The following is a 22,602-nucleotide window of genomic DNA, read 5'->3' as shown; positions in this document are numbered from 1 at the left end:
TGTATCACGCCCGGAAATGTCGTACCTCTGAATTAAGCTCGCGCGGTGGACTTGCCCGTGATGCCGCCGGTGCGGCCGATGCTCGCCAAGGCCGTGCACGCCGTGCCGCGCGCGCCGGGGCTGCTCTACGAGCCCAAATGGGACGGCTTCCGGTGCGTCGTGTTCCGCGACGGCGACGAGATCGAGCTCGGCTCCCGCAACGACCGCCCGCTGACCCGCTACTTCCCGGAGCTGGTGGAGCTGCTGGCCGCCGCGTTGCCGCCGAGGTGCGTGGTCGACGGCGAGATCGTGCTGGTCACGCCCGCCGGGCTCGACTTCGAGGCGCTGCAGCTGCGGCTGCACCCGGCCGCCTCGCGCGTGCGCAAGCTCGCCGAGGAGACGCCGGCCAGCTTCATCGCCTTCGACCTGCTCGCCCTCGGCGACACCGACCTCACCGAGGAGCCGTTCCGCGAGCGGCGCAAGCAGCTGGAGAACGTGCTCGCGACCGAGGCCGAGGGGCTGCAGCGCGTCCACCTGACCCCGCTGAGCGAGAACCCGGACCAGGCCGAGGACTGGTTCACCCGGTTCGAAGGCGCGGGCTTCGACGGCGTCATGGCCAAGCCCGCCGACCTGCCGTACGAGCAGGACAAGCGCGTCATGCTCAAGATCAAGCACGAGCGCACGGCCGACTGCGTCGTCACCGGGTTCCGCTGGCACAAGGACGGCGTCGGCGTCGGCTCGCTTCTGCTCGGCCTGTTCGACGACGAAGGCGTCCTCCACCACGTCGGCGTCGCGAGCAGCTTCACGAAGGCGCGGCGTGGCGAGCTGGTCGAGGAGCTGGCGCCACTGCGCGAGAACGCGCTCGAGAACCACCCGTGGCGGTCGTGGGCCGAGTATGAGCCTCAGCCTGGACGCCAACCTGGCGCCAACAGCCGGTGGGCGCCGCAGAAGGACCTCTCCTGGGAACCGCTGCGTCCGGAGTGGGTCGCCGAGGTCCGCTACGAGCACCTCCAGGGCGGGCGGTTCCGGCACGGCGGGCGGCTGGTCCGGTTCCGGCCCGACCGCACCCCGGAGTCCTGCACGTACGCCCAGCTCGAGGAGGCGCCGCCCGCCGAGCTCGCGAAACTGTTCGGGGAAGCACGATGAGCGGGGCGGTGCTGCTGGACGTCGACGGCGTCGAGGTCAAGATCAGCAGCCCGGACAAGGTCTACTTCCCGGAGCGCGGCGAGACGAAGCTCGACCTCGTCGAGTACTACCGCGCGGTCTCCGGGCCGCTGCTGGCCCGGCTCGGCGGCCGCCCGCTGCTGCTGGAGCGCTACCCGGACGGCGCGGGCGGCAAGAACTGGTTCCAGAAACGGGTGCCGAAGGGCGCGCCGCCGTGGCTGACCACCACCGTCGTCTCGACGCCCAACGGCACGACGAGCGACGCGCTGGTCGCGAAGGACCTGGCGCACATCCTGTGGGCGGTGAACCTCGGCTGCCTCGGCTTCCACGTCTGGCCCTACCTCGCCGACCGCCCGGAGGTCACCGACGAGCTGCGCGTCGACCTCGACCCGTCACCCGGCGTCGGGTTCGAGGAACTGCGCGAGGCCGCCCTGCTGACCAGGGAGTTCCTGGCCGAGCACGGCATCGAAGGCCACTTGAAGACGTCCGGTTCGCGGGGGCTGCACCTGTACGTGCTGCTCGAACCGCGCTGGGACGGCTTCCAGGTGCGGGCCGCGGCGGTCGCGCTGGCGCGGGCGCTGGAACGCCGTCACCCGGAGAAGATCACCGCGCAGTGGTGGAAGGAGGAACGCGGCTCGCGCGTGTTCGTCGACTTCAACCAGAACGCGCCGCACAAGACCGTGTTCGGCACCTGGTGCGTGCGGCCGCGGGCCGGCGGCCAGGTGTCCACGCCGATCGGCTGGGACGAACTGGCCACCGTCGAACCCGACACGCTCACGCTGAGCACGGTGCCGGCCCGGGTCGCCGAGCGGGGCGACCCGTGGGCCGGGGCGGGGGAGCGGCCGCAGTCGATCGAGCCGCTGCTGGCGATGTCCGAACGGGACATGGCGAACGGGCTGATGGACGCGCCGTGGCCCCCCGTGTACCCGAAGATGCCGAACGAGCCGCCGCGGGTCGCGCCGAGCCGGGCGAAGAAGGAGTGACGGCGGAGCCGGCCCGCTACGCGAAGCTCGTCGGCTGGATGCCCAGGTCGAGCGAGAGCTGACCCTGGTCGTCGCCGGCGGTGACACGGACGCCGGACAGCGTCGCGACGCACGCCGGGCACGGCGCGATCTCGGACGTGGTCAGGTCCACCGGTTTCCAGCTGCGCGATTCCCGCTCGCCGCAGGCCGAACGCCGGTAGCGGAGGTCGCCGGAGCGGGTCATCAGGTGCGCCAGGGGAACGTCTTCGGGCAGCACGCCGACCAGGTACCAGCGTGGTGCGCTCACCGCGGTGGTCGTCATGGCCGTCAGTGTCCGTCGCGGTGGCCCGGACGGGAGCGCATTTGCCGATCTTCGGCGTGGCGGGCGGTCAGGCCTCGTCGGGGAGGTAGCGGAGGATGTGGAGCAGGCCGCGCTCGTCGACGGCGTCGGGGTCGCCGGCCACGCAGCGGCCCAGGTCGGCGAGGACGGCGTCGGCGTCGATCCCGGCGCCGATCAGCACCAGCTCGGTCCGCCGTGGCGCGCCGGACGGCCAGGCCGAGCGGTCGAGCTGCACGAACCCGCCGACGGTGTGCAGGTGGAATCGGGACTTCGGGCCGGCCGGCCCGAAGTCGGCCTGGCCCTTCATCCGGTAGAGCCCGGCCGGCCGGCGCTCGAGGAACTCGACGAAGGCGCGCGGCGCGAGCGGCGTCTCGGCGGTGAAGGTGACCGTCTGGTACTCGGCGTGCAGGTGCCGCGAGTGGTCGTGGTGGTCGTCTTCGCGCAGGTCGTCGAACGACAGCTGGCCGACCCGCTCGCCGCGGGGTTCGGGGTCGAAGAACAGCCGCGGGTCGACGCGGCCGTGCGTGGTGACCAGCAGCGGGCGGCCCGGCGCCAGCTCTTCGACGGTCGCGGTCAGCTTGGCCAGCGCGCCGGACGGCACCCGGTCGGCCTTGTTCAGCACGACGAGGTCCGCCAGCCGCAGGTGGTCGGCCAGCTCGGGGTGGCGTTCGCGGGCGGCCTCGAACTCGGCGGCGTCCACCACCTCGGCGAGCCCGCCGTAGCGGATGTCCGGGTTCTCGCTGGCGATCATCAGCCGGATCAGGTCGCGCGGCTCGGCGATGCCGCTGGCCTCGACGACGATGACGTCGATCCCCGCCTCGGCCGACGAGAGCCGGCCCAGCATGGCGTCCAGCCCACTGGCGTCGACCGCGCAGCACAGGCACCCGTTGCCGAGCGAAACCATCGTGTCGACCTGGCCGGCGACGGCGAGCGCGTCGACGTTCACGCGGCCGAAGTCGTTGACCACGACGCCGACCCTGGCGCCCTCGCGGTTGGCGAGCAGGTGGTTGAGCAGCGTCGTCTTGCCCGCGCCGAGGAAGCCGGCGACGAGGACCACGGGGATGCGCCTGGTGCTCACGAAACGTCCCTCCTCTGCCGATCCCGCGACTCTACTGTGCCGTTCGTTACTGATCCGACCACAGTCACGGCCGGATAGCTTTCGTGGCAATGGCACGTACCGCTCGAGGGGCCGGCCTACTTTTGGCCGGATCAGTAACGCCGGGACCCGCGCGGCCCATACACGGGTTACTACCACCGGAGAAGACCGTTCGCCGAATACCCACGAAAAGACGCGGCCGGCCATGTGGGAAAGGATCACGCGGATTTCTTCGCCGTCCGTGATCGATGGACGGAAAACGCGCTGTGCCATGTCTGGATAACGCGTGGTAGCAGTTATTTTCTTGGCCTTTTCGTTGGTGGCGGCGGAATTCCGGGATCGCCGGGGCGTCGTTCACGTCCGGTGGAGTGCGTCTCGCGGAACGTGGAGTATTCTCCCCCACCTGGCCGGAGGTCCTGGTGTCGCAGGAACTTCCGGCCTGCCGGGTCGTCGGTGACCATCGGAGGAACGGTGAACCTTTTTGTCGGGACGCAGGGCACGATTTCGGAGAGTGAGGCAGCGCGGTGACAGTTACACCCGAGCAGGTGACGTCCCCGCTGCCGCTCTACCACCAGCGCGTCTCGGGGGAGCAGAGCGTCAATTCCGCGGAAGCGGAGGAATTCCTGCGCCGGACGTTCGCCGAAGGTGCCGCCGAAGAGGGCGAGCGGCTCGAGAACCGGCTGGGAGAGGTCCGCGCGGAAATCGCCGAAACGGGCACCTACCGGCACACCCCGGCCGAGCTGGCGTTCGGCGCGCGCGTCGCGTGGCGCAACTCGGCCCGCTGCATCGGCAGGTTGTACTGGCGCAGCCTCCGGATCCGCGACCGTCGCCGGGTCACCGGCCCCGCCGCGATCGCCGGCGAGTGCGTCGCGCACCTGCGCCAGGCCACCCGCGGCGGCCGGATCCGGCCGACGATCACCGTCTTCGCGCCGGACACCCCGGCCGCGCCGGGGCCGCGCATCCGCAACGAGCAGCTCATCCGCTACGCCGGGTACCGCCTCGAAGACGGCTCGGTCCTCGGCGACCCGCGGTACGCCGAGTTCACCGAGCGGGTGCGAAGACTCGGCTGGCGGCCACCGGAGCGAAGAGGGTCCTTCGACGTCCTGCCCCTGCTGGTCGAGGCGGCGCCCGGGGAGCCACGGCTGTTCACCCTCCCCGCGGACGCCGTGCTGGAGGTGCCGCTGACCCACCCCGACCACCGCTGGTTCGCCGGGCTGGGGCTGCGCTGGCACGCCGTGCCGGCGATCAGCGACATGCCGCTGGAGATCGGCGGCATCACCTACCCCGCCGCGCCGTTCAACGGCTGGTACCTCGGCACCGAGATCGGCGCCCGGAACCTGGCCGACGAGCGGCGCTACGACCTGCTGCCGGTCGTCGCCGAGCTGATGGGCCTGGAAACGGTGTCCGAGCGCACGCTGTGGCGCGACCGGGCGCTGGTCGAGCTGACGCTGGCGGTGCAGCACTCGTTCGACGCGGCCGGGGTGACGATGGCCGACCACCACACCGAGTCGGAGCGGTTCCTGGCCCACCTGGAGCGTGAGGAGCGGGCCGGGCGCCGGTGCCCGGCGGAGTGGAGCTGGATCGTGCCGCCGATCTCCGGCGGCCAGACCGCGGTGTTCCACCGCTACTACGACGAGCCCGACCCGGGGGAGCGGCCGGCGTTCCTGCCGCCGGGCTGAGCCGCCGGGGCCGGCGCCCGCCGGGTCGAGCCGTCGGCCGGTCGCTGTCGGAGCAGCGTGGAAGCGCCCGTTCGGCGGATCGTTCCCGGCCCGCGGAGCAGTCCGGCCCGCGAGGGCCGACAATGGACCGATGACCGCAGTCCTCGTCACCTACGCCGGGCGTCACGGCGGAACCCGGCAGATCGCCGAGGTCATCGCCGCCGAGCTCGGGGAAACCGGCCTGACCGTGGACGTGCGGGACGCCGCCGACGTGGCCGGGGTCGACGACTACGCCGCGGTCGTCGTCGGCAGCGCCCTGTACTACCACCGGTGGCGGCCGGAGGCCGTCCGGTTGCTGGAGCGCAACGCTCAGGTGCTCGCCGAGCGCCCGGTCTGGCTGTTCCACAGCGGACCGTGCGGCCCGGGGGCGGCCGGACGGCAGGTCAGCCTGCCGGCGAACGTGGCGCTGCTGGCCGCGCGCATCGACGCGGAACGCACCGCCACCTTCGGCGGCAAGCTGGACCCGGCGACCGTGCACGGCCTGGTCCCGCGGCTGATGGCGTCGGGAGGGCGGGCCGGCGACTTCCGCGACTGGGACCGGATCAAGGCCTGGGCCCGGGACGTCGGCCGCCGGGTGCGCACGCGCGTCACGCTCTGACCCGTCTTGCCCGCCCGGGGTGGTGGGTGCTACACCGGGTCTGAGGTCTTCCGGTGGGAAACCGACGGACGGGGGCGAACGTGACGGATCGGCGGGCGGAACCGGCACCGGCGAAGAAAGCGCTTACCTCCGACCAGCGCAACGCGTTCCTCGCCGCGCTGCTCGGCTGGAGCATGGACTCGTTCGACTACTTCCTCGTCGTCTTCGTCCTGACGGACATCGCTAAGGACAAGTCGTTCGGCGCGACGGCGACCCAGTTGGCGTTCATCACCACGGCGACACTGGTGATGCGGCCGGTCGGCGCCCTCCTGTTCGGCCTGTGGGCCGACCGCGTGGGCCGCCGGATCCCGCTGATGGCCGACGTCCTGCTGTACTCGGTGGCCGGCCTGCTGTGCGCGTTCGCCCCGAACTACACCGTGCTGCTGATCCTGCGGTTCGTGTACGGCATCGGCATGGGCGGCGAGTGGGGCCTGGGCGCGGCCCTGGCGATGGAGAAGATCCCGGTGGCGCGGCGCGGGTTCTTCTCGGGCCTGCTGCAGGTCGGCTATTCGATCGGGTACCTGCTGGCCGCGCTCGCGTACCTGCTGTTCCACTCGGCGCTCGGTCTCGAGTGGCGCTGGATCTTCGTGCTGAGCATCTTCCCGGCCCTGATCAGCCTCCTGATCCGGGCGCGGGTCCGTGAGTCGGAGGTCTGGGAGGCCGCGCGGGAGAAGCTGCGGGTGACGCGGACGTCGGTCAAGGACATCCTGCTGAACCCGAAGGTGATCCGCCGCTTCGGCTACCTGATCCTGCTGATGACGGCGTTCAACTGGATGAGCCACGGCACCCAGGACGTCTACCCGAGCTTCCTCAAGGCCCACGAAAACGGCGGCGCCGGTCTCGGCGCGTCGACGAGCACGTGGATCGCGGTGCTGTACAACGTCGGCGCCATCATCGGCGGGCTGACGTTCGGCACGCTTTCGGAGCGGCTGGGCCGCCGCCGCACGATCGTGACGGCGGCGGTGCTGGGCCTGCCGGTGGTCCCGATCTTCGCGATCGACCACGGGGCGGGGATGCTCGCGCTGGGCTCGTTCCTGATGCAGATCATGGTGCAGGGCGCGTGGGGCGTGATCCCGGCGCACCTGACGGAGATGTCCCCGGACGCGATCCGCGGGTTCTACCCGGGCGTGACCTACCAGCTGGGCAACCTGCTGGCGGCGCTGAACCTGCCGATCCAGCAGGCGATCGCGGAGTCCCACGGCTACCCGTCCGCTCTCGTGTGGACGGTGGTGCCCGGCCTGATCGCGGTGGCGGTCCTGACGGCGATCGGCAAGGAGGCCAAGGGAATCAGGTTCGGCGAATCCGCCGTGACGACTGCCCCGGCGAGCGCGAAGTAGCCACCGCCGTGGTGCACACTACCGGGGTTGCGCCCGGAGCCGGGCGCGGGAGCGAGGGGTCTCGTGCGGCGTGGGTGGGTGGTCGCGGCGGCCGGTGCCGTCGTCGTGGGCGTGGTGGCCCTGGTGGTGTGGTGGCCGTCGCGGGGGGACGACGAACTGCCGCCTGCGCGGGCGCGGGTGTACGCCGACTTCTCGGCGTGCCTGCTCACCGGGGACCAGGGCCTGGCGAGCCCCGGCGCCGCACCGGTGTGGGCCGGGCTGCAGGACGCGTCCGCCGGCACCGCGACCAAGGTCTCCTACCTCGCCGCGGCGGGACCGGCGACGGACGCGAACTACCTCCCGTACCTGAACTCCCTCGTGCAGCGACGCTGTGACGTGATCGTGACGGCGGGACAGCCGGGCACCGCCGTCGCGCTCGCGCAAGCGGCCGCGCACCCCGGAATCCGCTTCGTGACCGTCGGCGGCTCCGGGCATCCGGCCGCCAATGTCTCCCCCGTGGGGGTGAGCGCGCGCGTCCGCGAGGACGTCGCCGGAGCGGTGCGGGAGGCCGCGCACGCCGCCGGGCACTGAAAATTTGGCCCTCGTTCGTCCTTTTTGCTGCCTTTTCGCGGGAATCGGGAGTGTCCGTCCTCTCAGAAATCCGTGCGTTCGCAGTCTTTTCCGGACCGCTGCCCGTGTGGTGAACTCATCCGCCGTTCGTCGGGGATGGACATCGAGGGGGACCCGTGCGTCGCCGTGCCGTGAGACTTTGTGCTGCCTCCATCCTGTTGGGACTGGGGTTGTCGCTCGGCAGCGGGCAGGCCGACGCGGCTCAGCTGGCGCTGGGCCACCTGCCGCTGGCGGAGCTGGGCTCGTGGCTCGGTTCGCTCTTCTCCGGTTCGCCGCAGTGGGGCGCGACGCCGCGGCAGGCGGCCGGCACGGCCGACGGCAAGGGGCACGACGCGACCACCGCGTCGACCCGGGCCACCGGCGGCGCGGGGAAGGCGCCCGGCACCGGACGCGGTGAGCTGCCCGCCGACAACGGCCACGGCAAGAAGGTGAACCCGGGCCCGAGCGGCGTGGCGTCCCGGGGCTTCGATCCCGCGACGAGCCGGCGCGACGCGGCGAAGTCGACCGCGACGATGAACTACTTCGCCAACGCCGACGGCTCGGTCACCCGCGACTACACGCGCGGCCCGGTCAACTTCGCCGACGGCCCCTGGGGCTGGCGGCCGATCGACACGTCCGTGCGCGGCGGCCAGGACGGCCGCTGGCACGAGACGGCCAACGCCCTGAGCGTGGACTTCGCCGCCGACGCGGCCGATCCGGCGCTCGCCAAGCTGGCCGTCGACAACGGACACACGATCTCGTACGGGCTCCAGAACGCCCACGCCGTCAAGCCCCGGGTCGACGGCCACGCCGCGACCTACCTCGGCGCGCTCCCGGGCACCGACGTCACGCTCGAGCCCACGACCACCGGGCTGAAGGAATCCCTCGTCCTGCACTCGGCGGCCGCGGCGAACTCGTGGGTGTTCCCGCTGGCGCTCGACGGGCTCACGCCGCGGCTGGAGACCGACGGCTCGGTGAGCCTGCTCGACGGGGCCGGCGCGATCCGGCAGCGGATCCCGCGCGGCTACGCCTTCGACGCGAAGGTCGACCCGGTCTCCGGCGTCCCGGCCACCACCTACGCGGTCGGGTACGAGCTGACCACCGCGGCGGGCAAGCCGGCGCTGAAGATCACGCTGGACCCGAAGTGGCTGGCCGACCCGGCGCGGGTGTTCCCGGTGACCGTCGACCCGACCTTCACCGACACGCCGTCTTCGACGTACGCGGAGATCGGCGCGCCGGGCGACCACTCGATGGAGAAGACGGTCAAGATCGGGTCGTACAACTCCGGTCCCGACTCGGCGAACACGTTCCTCCAGTTCCCGAAGGACCTCGACGGTTCCCAGGTCACGGTCAGTTCCGCGACGCTGAAGCTGTTCGACACCTGGGCGTCGACCTGCACCGCGGCCCGCCTCGACGTCGCCCCGGTGACGCAGGCGTGGACGCCGTCCGGGGTGAGCGCGTACCCGGGGCCGTCCTTCGGCGCCAGCATCGGCAACGTCACCCCGTCGGTGCCCAACGCGTGCGCCAACCGCGCTGCCGACCGGACGGTGGGCGACTGGGTGAACGTCCCGCTCTCGACGGCGACGTTCACCGGCTGGGCCAACGGATCGGTGGCGGACAACGGCCTCGCGGTCTACGCGGCGAACAACGACTCCCTGCACTGGAAGCAGTTCGACTCCTGGCTGATGAACGCCGGCTACCAGCCGGTGCTGTCCCTGACCACGAGCGGGAACGTGCCGCCGGTCGTCGACTCGGCCTTCCCCGGCGCCGGCGGGACGACGACGAGCCTGGTGCCGTTCCTGTTCGCGACCGCCCACGACATCGACGCCGGCCCGAGCGCCCTGAAGTACCGCTACCAGGTCGCCGACTCGGCGGGCTCGACCATCGCCGACTCCGGCCTGGTCACCGAAGGCACCTGGCGGGTGCCGGCCGGGAAGCTGAAGTACAACCAGACCTACTACTGGGCGGTCCAGGCCTACGACGGCGCGTCCTATTCGGCCGCCCCGCCGTGGAACCCGCTCACCGTCTCGGTCGACCAGCCGCTGGTGACTTCGTCGCTGTCCCAGAACACCGGCGTGCACGGCGTCGAGCCGAGCATCGGCAACTACACGACGTCGGCGACCGACGCCGAGGTGCGCACGGCGGGCCCGGCGCTTTCGGTGGTGCGCAACTACAACTCCCGTGACCCGCGGTCCACCGGCGCGTTCGGTGCGGGCTGGTCGAGCGTGTTCGACGCGCGCGCGGCCGAGCAGTACGACTTCGACGGCTCCGGCACGGTCGTGAGCGTCCTGGTGACCTACCCGGACGGGTCCGAAGTCGGGTACGGCAAGAACGCCGACGGCACCTTCTCCCCGCCGGCCGGGCGGTTCGCCACCTTCAAGGCGATCACCGGCGGGTACAGCCTCACCGACAAGAACGACACCGTCTACACGTTCACCCAGGCCCTCGGTTCCGGCGCCTACCAGCTGTCGTCCATCGCGGACGCCAGTGGCCGCGCGGTGAACCTCACCGTGTCCGGCGGGCACCCCGCCGCGCTGACGTCCGCGGTGTCCGGGCGCGCGCTGCACCTGGCCTGGACCACACCGGCGGGCGCCACGAACCCGCACGTCACCTCGGTCTCGACCGACGACCTCACCGCGGGCGCGCCGCTGACCTGGACCTACAGCTACACCGGGGACCAGCTCACCGCCGTCTGCCCGCCCGGCACGACCACCGACTGCACCAGGTACGGCTACACCTCCGGTTCGCCGTACCGCACCAGCATCCTCGACCTCGGCCCGCACTCGTTCTGGCCGCTGGCCGAGACGACCGGCACGACCGCCGCCAGCGCCGTGCTCACCAACGAAGGCACCGACGCGGCCACTTACCAAAACGTCACGCTCGGCCAGGCCGGTCCGCTGGCCGGGTCCTCGGCGACGGCGGCGGGGTTCAACGGCACGTCGTCGTACCTGCAGCTGCCGCGGGCGGACGCTTCGGCGCCGAACACGATGTCGGTGTCGATGTGGTTCAAGACCGCGGCCACCAACGGCGTCCTGTTCTCCTACAGCACCATGCCGCTGACGGAGACGACCAGCCCGGCGTCGCAGTACACGCCGGCGCTGTACGTCGGCAACGACGGCAAGCTGGTCGGCGAGTACTGGACGGGCGGCACTGACAAGACGATCACCACCGCCAACCCGGTCAACGACAACGCCTGGCACCACGTGGTGTTCACGCACTCCTCGACCAGCCAGGGCATGTACCTCGACGGCCAGTTCGTCGGGTCCTCGAACGGCGCGATCGTCCCGATGGGCCCACAGAACCGCTTCATCGGCGCGGGTTTCCTCGGCAACGCCTGGCCTGATCAGTCCCACAGCGGTCAGCCCGGCACCGCGACGTTCTTCAACGGCCAGATCGCCGACGTCGGCATCTGGGACCGGTCCGTGCCCGGCGTCCAGGAGATGCCGCTCTACCAGGCCGGCAAGCAGCAGGCGAGCCTGCTCACCTCGATCACCCGCCCGTCCGGCGCGGTGCACACGACCGTGTCCTACGACCCGGTTTCCCAGGCGGTCACGCAGATCGGCGACGAGAACGGCGGCACCTGGAAGTACGCGCCGCTGACCGCCACCGGGTCGAGCCAGGTCTACCGCGGTGCCGTGCTCGGCTCGCAACCCGAGCTCTACCAGCGGCTCGCCGACGCGCCCGGCACCGCCTCGCCCGCGGGTGAGGTCAACTACCGGCCGTCGGCCTACACGAACGCGACGCTCGGCGTGGCCGGCCCGTTCACCGACTCGACCGCGGCGAAGTTCCCCGGCACGGTCGCCGGCGTCACGCTGCCCGACCACCTGGTGAGCGCGTCGACCACCGCGTCGGTCGAGCTGTGGTTCAACACCACGTCGACGGCGGCGGGCACCCTGTTCTCGACCGGGAACTCGGCGCTGGGCGCCGCGAACCCGTCCGGTGGCGCGATGCCGGTGCTGTACGTCGGCACGGACGGCAAGCTGCACGGGCACTTCTGGGACAACTCCGTCGCGGGCATGGCCTCGCCGGGCAAGGTGAACGACGGCAAGTGGCACCACGTCGTGCTCAGCGGCGCGAACACCAGCCAGGTGCTCTACCTCGACGGCCTGCAGGTCGGCACGCTGTCGGCGCAGATCTTCAACAGCGACCCGCTGAACTTCGCCGGCGCCGGCGTCTACAACAGCAACGGCTGGCCGGCCGCGCCGTCCGGGAACACCTGGAACTACTTCAACGGCTCGCTCGGCGAGGTCGCCTACTACCGGTCGGCGCTGACCGCCGCCCAGGTCACCCAGCACTTCCTGGCCGCGGGCAACTCGCAGGGCCTCGCGCCGCTCACGACGTCGACCATCACCGACCCGGCGGGCAAGACGGCGGTGCAGCAGTACGAACCGGGTGCGGGCAACCACAAGGTGTCCGAAACGGACACGAACGGGAAGCGCACCACCTACGGCTACGACACCTCGGGCTTCCTGCACACGACCACCGACCCGAACGGCAACGTGGTCACCGTCGGCCACGACGTCCGCGGCAACGTCGTCTCGCAGACGACCTGCCAGGACCAGGCCGCCGAGAAGTGCTCGACGTCCTACTCGACGTACTTCCCGGACGACACCACCGCGCAGCTGACGACGGCCGACGCGCGCAACGACCTGATGCTGACCTCGCGGGACCCGCGGTCGTCGAGCGTGACCGACCCGGCCTACCTGACGACCTTCGGCTACGACACCGCGGGCAACCGCACCACGGTCACCACGCCGCCGGTGCCGGGCTTCCCGAACGGCCGCACCACGACGATCACCTACAGCGACGGCACGTCCGCCTTCCCCGCGGCCGACTCCGGGAACGTCCCCGCCGGGCTGCCGGTGAAGACGGCCTCACCCGGCGGCGCGGTCAACCGGATCGCGTACCTGCACAACGGCGACGTCGCGAGCACGACCAACGCCGACGGCCTGGTCACCCGCTTCACCTACGACGCGCTCGGCCGCGTGCTGACGAAGACGGCGGTCTCCGACAGCTTCCCGGCGGGCCTGGTCACGTCCTACACCTACGACAGCAACGACCAGGTCGTCACGCAGACCGACCCCGCGGTGACCGACCGGGTGACCGGAGCGGTGCACACCGCCGTCGCCACCAGCGTCTACAACGCGGACGGCAGCGTCACTTCCCAGACCGTCTCCGACAGCACCGGCGGTGACGCCGCCCGGACCACGAGCTCGACCTACAACGACAAGGACCAGGTCGCCTCCACCACGGACGCGAACGGCAACGTCACCACCTACACCTACGACGTCTACGGCAACAAGAAGAGCGAGACCGACGCCAACGGCACTGAAACCGACTTCACCTACGACGGCGAAGGCCGACTGCTCACGCAGGGTTTCTGGTCGACCGGCAACCCCGCCGACCCGACGCCCGCGACGTTCGTGACCCAGAAGTCCAACGCCTACGACCCGGCCGGGCGGCTGGCGTCCGAAACCGACTCGATGGGCAACGTCACCGCCTACACCTACACCGACAACGGGCTGACCGCGACGGTCACCAAGAAGAACCCGGGCGGCACGCAGTCGTTCGTCACCGAGTCGAACACCTACGACGCGGCCGGCAACCTCGTCGGCAAGGTCACCGGGAACGGCGCGAACACCTCGGCCTCCACTGTGGACGCCGCGGGCCGGGTGTTCCAGGCCGTCGACGACCCGGGTGGCGCGGCGCGCACGACGTCGGTGTCCTACACCCCGGACGACAAGGTCGCGACGAGCACGCAGACCGACCCGTCAGGGGCCAGCCGCACGGTCAGCACGTCCTACGACCCGATGGGCGTGCTCACCTCCCGGTCGGTGGCCGCGGACGGCACCGGGCACCCGGTCGGCTGGTGGAAGCTGAACCAGACCTCGGGCACCACGGTCACCGACTCTTCGGGGACCGGCAACACCGCGGCGGCCTCGGCCGTCACGTGGTCCGGCGGCGCCGCGACCCTCGACGGCACGAGCTCCCAGATCGCCACCAACGGCCCGGTCCTCAACACCGCGGCGAGCTATACCGTCTCCGCCTGGGTCAAGCCGGCCACGCTCGGCTCGGCGTTCCAGACGTACGTGATCCAGAAGGGCGCCGTGATGAGCGGCCTCTACCTGGAGTACGACCCGAGCACGCACAAGTGGTCGTTCTCCCGGTTCGGCACCGACGCGTCCAACGCCACCGCCTATCGCGCGGAGTCGTCGGCCGACGCGCAGGCCGGGGTGTGGACGCACCTGGCGGGGGTGTACAACTCGGGCACCGGCGCCATGACGCTGTACGTCAACGGCGCGGCGGCCGGGAGCACGACCGACCCGTCGCCGATGGCGTCGGGCGGCCCGCTGGTGATCGGCCACGGCTGGTACCTCGGTGCCAACGGCAACTACGCGACCGGCCAGGTCGACAGCGTCCAGGCCTACTCGCGGGCGTTGACGGCCGCCGACGTCACGACCGTCTACAACGGAGGCCGCAACGGCGGCACCGCCGCCTCGTCGGCGGCGGAGACGACGACCTGGACCGTCGACCAGCGCGGCCTGCCGACGTCGATGACCGACGGAGGAGGCAACACGACGTCGTACGCCTACGACGAGGCCGGGAAACCCGCGGTGACGACCGCGCCGACCGTGAACACCGAGACGAACGGCGGCCCGGCCACCGCCGTGCACCCGGTCACCACCACCGGGTACAACACCTTCGGCGAGCCGGTCGAAGCCGTCGACCCGGACGGCAACCAGATCACGACGGTCTACGACGCGGAGGGGCAGGCCGTTTCGGTCACCAACCCGAACTACACCCCGCCCGGCGGCACGCCGATCACGGCGACGACCGTGCGCACGTACGACAAGCTCGGGCAGGTCGTCGCCGAGAAGGACCCGCTCGGCCACGTCACGACCCTGGCCTACGACCAGCTCGGCGACCTGGCCCAGGTGACCAGGCCGTCCGGCGCGAAGGTGGTGTCGACGTTCGACACCAACGGCGACCGGCTCTCGGTCGTCGACGCGAACGGCGCCCGGACCGAGGCGACCTACGACTTCCTGTCCCGGCCCCTGACGTCGACGGCGTTCGAACGCTACCCCTCGACGCTGACCGCGACGACGACGAACTCCTACGCCGCTTCGGCGAGCAACCCCGGCGGTGCGCACCTGGCGTCGACCACGACGCCGGCCGGCGCGGTGACGTCCTACGGCTACAACGCCCTCGGCGAGACCACCTCGGTCACCGACCCGGCGGGGAACACCACCCGGTACGGCTACAGCTACCTCGGGGAGCGGACGACGGTCACCGCCGCCGACAGCACCTCGACGGTGACGGCCTACGACCAGTCGAGCCGTCCGGTGCAGGTGGCCCGCAAGGACGCGACGGGCGCGGTGCTCCAGCAGACGTCGGCGACCTACGACGCCGGCGGCCGCCTGACGTCCAGTGTGGACGGACGCGGTACCGCGCGCACGTTCACCTACGACGCGGGGAACCGGCTCGCGAGCGAGATCCAGCCGGTCTCGGCCACGGCGTCGATCACGACGTCGTTCGGCTACGACGCGGCGGGCAACCGGACCCGGTTCACCGACGGCCGCGGCAACCCGACGATCACCCGGTTCAACGCCTGGAACCTCCCGGAGGCCCTGGTCGAGCCGGCCACGGCCGCCTACACCGCGGACGCAGACAGGACGTTCACGTCCGTCTACGACGCGGCGGGGCGCCCGGTCACCCGGACCGAGCCGGGCGGGGTGACCGTGTCGGCGGGCTACGACGACGACGGGAACCTGGTCAGCCAGTCCGGCAGCGGCGCCGACGCGGCGACCGCGACCCGGACGTTCGGCTACGACCCCGGCGGCCGGATGACCTCGGCCGCCACCGCGGAAGCGGGCGTCACCGGCCACTCGGACCACCAGGTGGCTTCGAGCGAGACGTTCACCTACAACGACCGCGGCGGCCTGCTGACGGCGAGCGGTTCGGCGGGATCGTCGTCGTTCGCCTACAACACCGACGGCCTGATGACCTCGCGCACCGACGCGGCGGGCACCACGTCGTACGGCTACGACAACACCGACCGGCTCTCGACCATCACCGACGCGGCCACCGGCGGCACGCAGACCCTGAGCTACAACACGCTCAACCAGGTCAGCGGGGTGAAGTACGGCACGGGCAACGCGCGGACGTTCTCCTACGACGGCCTGCACCGCCTGACCGGCGACGCGCTCAAGACAGCCGGGGGAGCGGCGATCGCGTCGGTGACCTACGGCTACGACGGCAACAGCAACCTGACGTCGAAGACGACGGCCGGGTTCGCGGGTTCGGCGGCGAACACCTACACCTACGACTTGGCCGACCGGCTGGCGTCGTGGAACAACGGCGTGAGCACGGTGGCCTATGGCTATGACGCTTCGGGCAACCGGACCCAGGTGGGCTCGTCGACGTACACCTACGACGAGCGCAACGAGCTGACGTCGGACGGGTCGAACACCTACAGCTACAGCGCGCGGGGGACGTTGCGGCAACGCGCATCGTCGACCGGTTCCCTGGTGTCCGCTTCGGACGCGTTCGGCCAGATGGTCGTCCAGGGGACGCAGAGCTTCGGCTACGACGCGCTGCAGCGGAACCTGACCGACACGACGATCGCGTCGGGTGCGACGACGACGTTCTCGTTCTCGGGGATGGGCAACGCGATCGCGTCGGACGGCACGTCGACCTACAGCCGTGACCCGGGCGGCGGCCTGGTCGGGATCGCCTCCGGCGGGAGCGGTGCGTTCGCGTTCGTGGACCAGCACACCGACGTGGTGGGGACGTTCACGGCGACCGGGACCGCGCTGGCCGGTTCGACGTCGTATGACCCGTTCGGGAACGTGCTGGCGTCGGCGGACGTGAAGGGGCGGCTGGGTTACCAGTCGGGTTGGACGGACCGGTCGACGGGGAATGTGAACATGGCGGCGCGCTGGTACAACCCGGCGGTCGGGCAGTTCATGAACCGGGACACGGTGTCGAACAGCCCGGTGCCGAATCCGATGGAGGCGAACAAGTTCGCCTATGTGGACGACAACCCGATGACGGGCACGGACCCGTCCGGGCACGGCTTGTGGGACTGGGTGTCCGACACCTTCGTGAAGCCGGCGGCGTCGTTCGTTTACCACGAGGTGATTCAGCCGGCGGCGCACTTCGTGAACACGTATGTGGTGCAGCCGCTGGTGCATGTGGCGGTGGCGGGCTACAACGCGGTCCGGGACGGCTACCACGCGGCGGTGCGGCTGGTGAAGAACACCTATCACCGCGCGGTGCGGTTCGTGAAGCACGTGTACCACGCGGCGGTCCACGTGGTGAAGACGGCGTACCACTACGTGGCGAAAGTCGTGAAGACGGCGGCTCATGCGGTGGTGCACGCGGCGAGGACGGTGGCGCACGCGGCGGTGTCGGTGGCGAAGACGGTGACTCACGCGGTGGCGACGGCGGCGGTGGCGGTCGGTCACGCGGCGGCGTCGGCGGCGTCGCATGTGGCGACGTTCGCGAAGGAGCACGCGTCGACGATCGCCGGGATCGCGGCGGGTGTGGTGGTCGGTGCGGCGTGTACGGCGGCGACGTTGGGGATCGGCGCGGTGGGGTGTGCGGCGATCGGTGGCGCGGTCGGTGGTGCGGTGTCGTACGGGATGGATTGTTCGAAGGCGCACAACTGTTCGGCGGTGGGCGCGGTCGAGGCGGTCGGTTTGGGTGCGCTGGGTGGTGCTTTGGGCGCGGGTTTGGCGGGTCCGCTGGGTGGCAAGCTGGTGTCGGACGCGTTGAACGGCGTGTTGCCGGAGGTGGCGACGCAGGGTCTGGTGGGTGCGGGTTCGGGGGCGATCAGCGGCGGTGTGACGGCGTTGGCCGGTTACGGGTTGAACTGCGGCCGTGATTGTTCGGTGGGCGGTGCGTTGTCGGCGGCGAAGACGGGTGCGGTCGCCGGTGGTGTGGGTGGTGCGGCGTTCGGTGCGTTGGGCGGTTTGCGGGCTCGGGGACGTAGTTCGGCGGAGGAGCCGGCGGCGTGTCCGATTCACAGCTTCCTCGCTTCCACGAAGGTCCTGCTGGCCGATGGTTCTTCGAAGCCGATCTCCGCGCTGAAGGTGGGGGATCGGGTTGCGAACTCGCAGCCGGGCAAGGCGGGGCTGGAGGCGCACCCGGTGGATCGGGTGATCGTCACCGAGACGGACCACGACTTCGTGGACCTGAAGGTGAAGCCGAACCGGGTGCGCCGCGCGGTCGGCCGCGTGGTGGCGGGCCTGGCGGTGGCTGCCGCTGTCGTCACAGGTGGGGCGGCTACGGCCTCGGCGGCTCCGGCGACGGTGACCACGACGTACCACCACCCGTTCTACGACGTAACGCGTGGCGCGTTCGTGGAAGCGGTGAACTTGCGGGTGGGTGACCGTCTGCAGACCGCGGACGGGGGTGAGGCGACCGTCGAGGAGGTGACGCCGTATCACTCGACGGAGGTCACCTACGACCTGACGATCGATGAGCTGCACACGTACTACGTCTTCGCTGGCGACACCCCGGTGCTGGTCCACAACTGCGGCTCTGCGGCTGGACCACGAGCTGCAGAGTTGCAGGCCAAGCTGCCGGCAGGATCACAAGGCCGGGTGACGATGGGTGTCGGCGAAGGTGTTGATGCGAATGGCGTTCCTCGCACCGTCGTTGGGACGAGTGAACCCAACGGCTACCTTAGGCCAGGCGTCCGAGATGCCATCGCACTGGGTGAGGAGGTGGCGACCGGCGCAGGTCACGCCGAGGTGAGTATCCTCGACTACATGAGAGAAAACGGAATCAAACCCATGGTGGTTGGTGCCGGACGGCCGATCTGCCCAGCGTGCGCCTCGGCTATTGAGGATGCGGGAGCGATACCGGGAAGTCCGCTGAAATGAGTCAGTCAGGACTAATGCGGATTTCTCCGGAGTTGGTCGAGATGCTTGGAGCCGCTTCGGTTGAGCAGAGGCGCCAGATCGTCGAAAGGATATGTAAGCTGGCGGTTGAGCGAACGGGTCTATCGGACCAGGTTGTCATCGATGCGACGAACGGGCTGCGTCACATAGGAAAAGTCGATCCGTCGATTCGAGACGAGGTCGGTGCTCTGACGCAACAACTTGACGAGAGGGCCTGGGATATTCAGGAGGCAGTCGAAATCGGCTCTGCGACTGAAGATGAATATTTGACCGCCTTTGCCAAGGCTCGTGCGGTGGCTGCAGTCGGGTTCGCATTGGAAGACTCTCTGAGTGCTACATTGAATGCGGTATACGAGGCATACTACGCGATAGGCGATCGGGAAGAATTCATGCGAACTCTTGGCAGTGCGCCTCCTGGACGGTAGTCTCAAGCAACAGTTTCGATGCTTTGAACGCACCTTGACGGGTGAAAGTCGCGTATCAGTCCGTGGTGCGGTGTCGTACGGGATGGATTGTTCGAAGGCACACAACTGTTCGGCGGTCGGCGCGGTCGAGGCGGTCGGTTTGGGTGCGTTGGGTGCCGGGCTGGCGGGTCCGCTGGGTGGCAAGCTGGTGTCGGATGCGTTGAACGGTGTTCTGCCGGAGGTGGCGGCCCAGGGTCTGGTGGGTGCGGGTTCGGGGGCGGTCAGCGGTGGTGTGACGGCGTTGGCCGGTTACGGGATGAACTGTGGCCGGAGCTGTTCGGTGTCGGGTGCGTTGTCGGCGGCGGGTTCGGGCGCTGCGGCGGGTGGTGTTGGTGGGGCGGCGTTCGGGGCGCTGGGTGGTTTGCGGGCTCGGGGTCGGAGTTCGTCGGAGGAGCCGGCGGCCTGTCCGATTCACAGCTTCCTCGCTTCCACGAAGGTGCTGCTGGCTGATGGTTCTTCGGAGCCGATCTTTTCGCTGAAGGTGGGTGATCGGGTTGCGAACTCGCAGCCGGAGAAGGCGGGGCTGGAGGCGCATCCGGTCGATCGGGTGATCGTGACCGAGACCGACCACGACTTCGTGGACGTGAAGGTGAAGCCGAGGCGGGTGCGCCGCGCGGTCGGTCGCGTGGTGGCGGGCCTGGCGGTGGCTGCCGCTGTCGTTACGGGCGGGGCGGCCACGGCCTCGTGACAAGGAACGGCGGTTCCGTTTTCGAGGAGTTCACCGCAGAGTCAGGGCATTCCGCGATCAGGATCGTGTTCATCGGGGATGCCGAGAGGTCGGCGGTGGAAGCCAGGCTGCGCGAGGTAGGGAGCACTCTCCTGAATCGGCGGGTGCCTCGGTCTCGGTTGGGCAACTGTTGCCGCCGACCGGTCCCGCAAGCTGTCCGAATTATGCCTGATCAGGCGGATTATCGCGGCAGGGCAAGGAAAGCGGTGCAGCAAGCCTCGTCTACGGTGAGGCACTCGCGTGCACCCGCACGCGCCCCCAATGTGGGGGAAACGGCCGACTGGAATCGCACCTAGAGTGGGACAATGAACTGCGAGACTTTTTGCCCGAGGGGTGGTGAGAGGTGGACGTGAGTGACAGTAGTGACCCCCCTCGGTCCGCGGACGGCTCCAGGTTGTTCAAGGTCGCCTTCGATCTCGAACCGGAGCGTCCCGGGTGGCCTCCCGTATCGGTGGAGAGGCTGTGGGGCGAGAAAACCGACGTGAGAATGGAGATCAAGCTCGTCAATACGCCGTTCTTCGCGCGGGGAATCGCATTTGGAGACCTTGTTCGAGTGCGGCCTGACCACGAACGCAGGGAGCTCGTTTTCGAGGAGTTCACCGCAGAGTCAGGGCATTCCGCGATCAGGATCGTGTTCATCGGGGACGCCGAGAGGTCGGCGGTGGAAGCCAGGCTGCGCGAGGCAGGGTGTAGCTGGGAGTCGGCGGGTCAATTCGGCAGCCTGGTGGCTGTCGACATTCCTCCCGCGGTTGATTACCGCGAGTTGCGCAGCTGGCTTGTCGGCAAGGTCGATGCCGGCTCGATCGAGATTCAGGAGAGTGCCCTTTCCCAGGTGCACCGGCGCCAGTTGCCGAGCTGATGAGCCCGGGCGTTGCCGGTGTGAGGCGTGGAGGCCACCGGCATGGCGGCGCCTCGGCCTCGGTTGGGCAACCGTTGCCGCCGACCAGTCCGCAACCTGTCCGGAATGTACCTGATCAGGCGGATTATCGCGGCAGGGCAAGGTAGTTGCCGGAGGTGGCGACCCAGGGCCTGGTGGGTGCGGGTTTGGGCGCGGTCAGCGGTGGTGTCACGGCGGTGGCGGGGTATGGGCTGAACTGTGGCGGCGCTGTTCGGTGAGTGGTGCGTTGTCGGCGGCGGGTTCGGGTGCGCTGGCCGGGGGTGTCTGGGGAGCGGCGTTCGGGGCGTTGGGTGGTCTGCGGCCCCGGGGTCGCAGCTCGGCCGCGGAGGAGGAAGCTCCTTCTTCGAAGTGTGAGACTGCCGAGGCGCACAGTTTCTTCGCGGGCACGAAGGTGCTGTTGGCAGACGGAACTTCGAAGCTGATTTCCTCGGTGAAGGCGGGGGATCGGGTCGCGAACTCGCAGCCGGGGAAGGCCGGGGTGGAGGCACATCCGGTCGATCGGGTGATCGTGCCCCAGACGGATCACGACTTCGTCGACCTGAAGGTGAAGCCGAGCCGGGCGCGTCGGGCGGTCGGCCGGGCGGCGGCGGTACTCGCCGTGGCCGCGGCAGCGGTAACGGGCGGCGCGGTTACGGCCTCGGCCGCACCGGCGACCTTGACGACGACGTATCACCACCCGTTCTATGACGTGACACGCGGAGCCTTCGTCGAAGCGGTGAATCTGCGGGTGGGCGACCACCTGCAGACCGCGGACGGCGGCGAAGCGACGGTCGAGGAGGTGACCCCGTACCACTCGACCGAGGTCACCTACGACCTGACGATCGACCAGTTGCACACGTACTATGTGCTGGCCGGCGACGTCCCGGTCCTGGTCCACAACTGCGGCGAAGCGCTCGAGGACTTTGCGGCTAGTCAGCGCGAGGTGCCGGGCACCAAGTTCGCATCGGAGTACACGTCGCCGTCCGGAGAGAAATACTACAGTACGAACCGCCACGGGACGGCAGGTGAGCTGCAAGACATGCCAGAACTGCAAGATGCGGTTTCCGCTGCTGGACATCACGGTGGCTGCGCAGAGGTTGGCTACCTCATCCAGGCGTACGCGGCGGAGGGGCCGTCTGCAATCTCTGGTGGCATGATGCGCACCGTAAACGTTCGGAATCCAATGTCGTCGCGCGCGGCTGAACAAGGCACCCCTGCATTTCCGTGTGGGAGATGTCAACGGTTGCTTGAAGGACTCGGAATTGGAGTGGGGTAATGGTGACTATGCCACGGGTGTTTCCTTCGCCGGTACTGGAAGAGCTCAGAGTCGCGGGTTGGACACCTGATCGGGAAATCGACATCTCTGCATGGGAAGCGGAACTAGGCTCGCAGGGGTACCACTTGACTGATATCGCGGCCGAGTCTCTTCGTTCGTTCGGCGGGCTTGAGATTGGCCCGGTCAATACCGAAGGGCCAAACTTCAGTAACGATGAGCCGCTGAACGTGGATCCGATACTCGCTGGTTCTGGGCACTTCGCTCTAGCTGAGGAGCTCAGCCAGGAGCTTGGGGATGTGTGGTATCCCTTCGCTGAGTGGTTAAGCTCATCGAGTGTCTTTGTTGGTGCGTCAGGACATGTAGTGGCCACGGGTCTGGGGTGGATATGGGAACTCGGAGAATCCGTCGAAGACGCCATCAGGTTTGCGCTGATGGCCGATCATCCGTTGCGTTGTCTTAGGGTGCTGGCGCCTGGTGCAAAGCCGTGGCCGCCGCAGTTGACCTGAAGCGCGGACGACTACGGTACCAGC

Annotated in this window: 14 protein-coding genes; 12 read left to right on the top strand and 2 right to left on the bottom strand. The window is 69.7% G+C overall.

Going from position 1 to position 22,602, the window contains the following annotated elements:
* The first annotated feature begins 45 nt into the window (after window positions 1-45).
* Together AB0M82_RS09950 and ligD are read left to right on the top strand one after the other, a co-directional pair.
* Window positions 46-1,125, top strand: coding sequence for an ATP-dependent DNA ligase (locus AB0M82_RS09950; protein WP_364719367.1), 1,080 nt, complete (start codon window positions 46-48; stop codon window positions 1,123-1,125).
* A complete protein-coding gene (gene ligD / locus AB0M82_RS09945) occupies window positions 1,122-2,126 on the top strand; it encodes a non-homologous end-joining DNA ligase (protein WP_364719364.1) in 1,005 nt (334 codons plus the stop codon). The genes AB0M82_RS09950 and ligD overlap by 4 nt, the downstream gene beginning before the upstream one ends.
* A gap of 16 nt (window positions 2,127-2,142) precedes the next feature.
* On the opposite strand, the gene AB0M82_RS09940 is transcribed toward ligD, so the two are convergent.
* Window positions 2,143-2,427 carry a hypothetical protein gene (locus tag AB0M82_RS09940; protein WP_364719362.1) on the bottom strand — a complete coding sequence of 95 codons (285 nt, stop codon included), beginning with the start codon at window positions 2,425-2,427 and terminating at the stop codon, window positions 2,143-2,145.
* Between the two features lie 67 nt (window positions 2,428-2,494).
* The gene (locus AB0M82_RS09935) at window positions 2,495-3,523 is read right to left on the bottom strand and encodes a GTP-binding protein (RefSeq protein ID WP_364719360.1); all 1,029 of its coding nucleotides are present in this window, start codon (window positions 3,521-3,523) and stop codon (window positions 2,495-2,497) included.
* Between the two features lie 563 nt (window positions 3,524-4,086).
* Between AB0M82_RS09935 and AB0M82_RS09930 the strand changes: the two genes are divergently transcribed.
* The 10 genes from AB0M82_RS09930 to AB0M82_RS09885 all read left to right on the top strand — a co-directional run bounded on the left by AB0M82_RS09930 (window position 4,087) and on the right by AB0M82_RS09885 (window position 22,578).
* The gene (locus AB0M82_RS09930; RefSeq protein ID WP_364719481.1) at window positions 4,087-5,220 is read left to right on the top strand and encodes a nitric oxide synthase oxygenase; all 1,134 of its coding nucleotides are present in this window, start codon (window positions 4,087-4,089) and stop codon (window positions 5,218-5,220) included.
* 130 nt (window positions 5,221-5,350) lie between these two features.
* The gene (locus tag AB0M82_RS09925; protein WP_364719357.1) at window positions 5,351-5,857 is read left to right on the top strand and encodes a flavodoxin domain-containing protein; all 507 of its coding nucleotides are present in this window, start codon (window positions 5,351-5,353) and stop codon (window positions 5,855-5,857) included.
* Window positions 5,858-5,937: 80 nt separating this feature from the next.
* A complete protein-coding gene (locus AB0M82_RS09920; RefSeq protein ID WP_364719354.1) occupies window positions 5,938-7,233 on the top strand; it encodes an MFS transporter in 1,296 nt (431 codons plus the stop codon).
* A gap of 63 nt (window positions 7,234-7,296) precedes the next feature.
* Window positions 7,297-7,803 carry a hypothetical protein gene (locus AB0M82_RS09915; RefSeq protein ID WP_364719351.1) on the top strand — a complete coding sequence of 169 codons (507 nt, stop codon included), beginning with the start codon at window positions 7,297-7,299 and terminating at the stop codon, window positions 7,801-7,803.
* A 197-nt stretch (window positions 7,804-8,000) separates the two neighbouring features.
* Entirely contained in the window at window positions 8,001-18,710 is a 10,710-nt protein-coding gene (locus AB0M82_RS09910; protein WP_364719349.1) for a LamG-like jellyroll fold domain-containing protein, read from the top strand.
* Window positions 18,711-18,724: 14 nt separating this feature from the next.
* Window positions 18,725-19,153, top strand: a complete 429-nt coding sequence (locus AB0M82_RS09905) for a hypothetical protein (protein WP_364719347.1) — start codon at window positions 18,725-18,727, stop codon at window positions 19,151-19,153.
* Window positions 19,154-19,223: 70 nt separating this feature from the next.
* Window positions 19,224-19,880: a hypothetical protein gene (locus AB0M82_RS09900; RefSeq protein ID WP_364719345.1), complete on the top strand. Its 657-nt coding sequence runs from the start codon at window positions 19,224-19,226 to the stop codon at window positions 19,878-19,880.
* A 433-nt stretch (window positions 19,881-20,313) separates the two neighbouring features.
* Window positions 20,314-20,778 (top strand): DUF4265 domain-containing protein, encoded by a 465-nt coding sequence (locus tag AB0M82_RS09895; protein ID WP_364719342.1) that lies wholly within the window; start codon window positions 20,314-20,316, stop codon window positions 20,776-20,778.
* A 253-nt stretch (window positions 20,779-21,031) separates the two neighbouring features.
* Window positions 21,032-22,072 (top strand): polymorphic toxin-type HINT domain-containing protein, encoded by a 1,041-nt coding sequence (locus AB0M82_RS09890; protein WP_364719340.1) that lies wholly within the window; start codon window positions 21,032-21,034, stop codon window positions 22,070-22,072.
* Window positions 22,073-22,089: 17 nt separating this feature from the next.
* A complete protein-coding gene (locus tag AB0M82_RS09885; protein WP_364719337.1) occupies window positions 22,090-22,578 on the top strand; it encodes an SUKH-3 domain-containing protein in 489 nt (162 codons plus the stop codon).
* Window positions 22,579-22,602 lie beyond the last annotated feature (24 nt).

The organism is Amycolatopsis sp. NPDC051128 (assembly GCF_040682715.1).
Taxonomy (GTDB): Bacteria; Actinomycetota; Actinomycetes; order Mycobacteriales; family Pseudonocardiaceae; genus Amycolatopsis.
Note: the sequence above shows the minus strand (reverse complement) of the source record. Positions and strands in the feature narration are given on the sequence as shown.

Bases quoted from the DNA above. Each gene is read 5' to 3' on its own strand.
- AB0M82_RS09925 (WP_364719357.1), top strand. From the start codon at position 5,351: ATGACCGCAGTCCTCGTCACCTACGCCGGGCGTCACGGCGGAACCCGG.
- AB0M82_RS09905 (WP_364719347.1), top strand. From the start codon at position 18,725: ATGCGGATTTCTCCGGAGTTGGTCGAGATGCTTGGAGCCGCTTCGGTT.
- ligD (WP_364719364.1), top strand. From the start codon at position 1,122: ATGAGCGGGGCGGTGCTGCTGGACGTCGACGGCGTCGAGGTCAAGATC.
- AB0M82_RS09940 (WP_364719362.1), bottom strand. From the start codon at position 2,427: ATGACGACCACCGCGGTGAGCGCACCACGCTGGTACCTGGTCGGCGTG.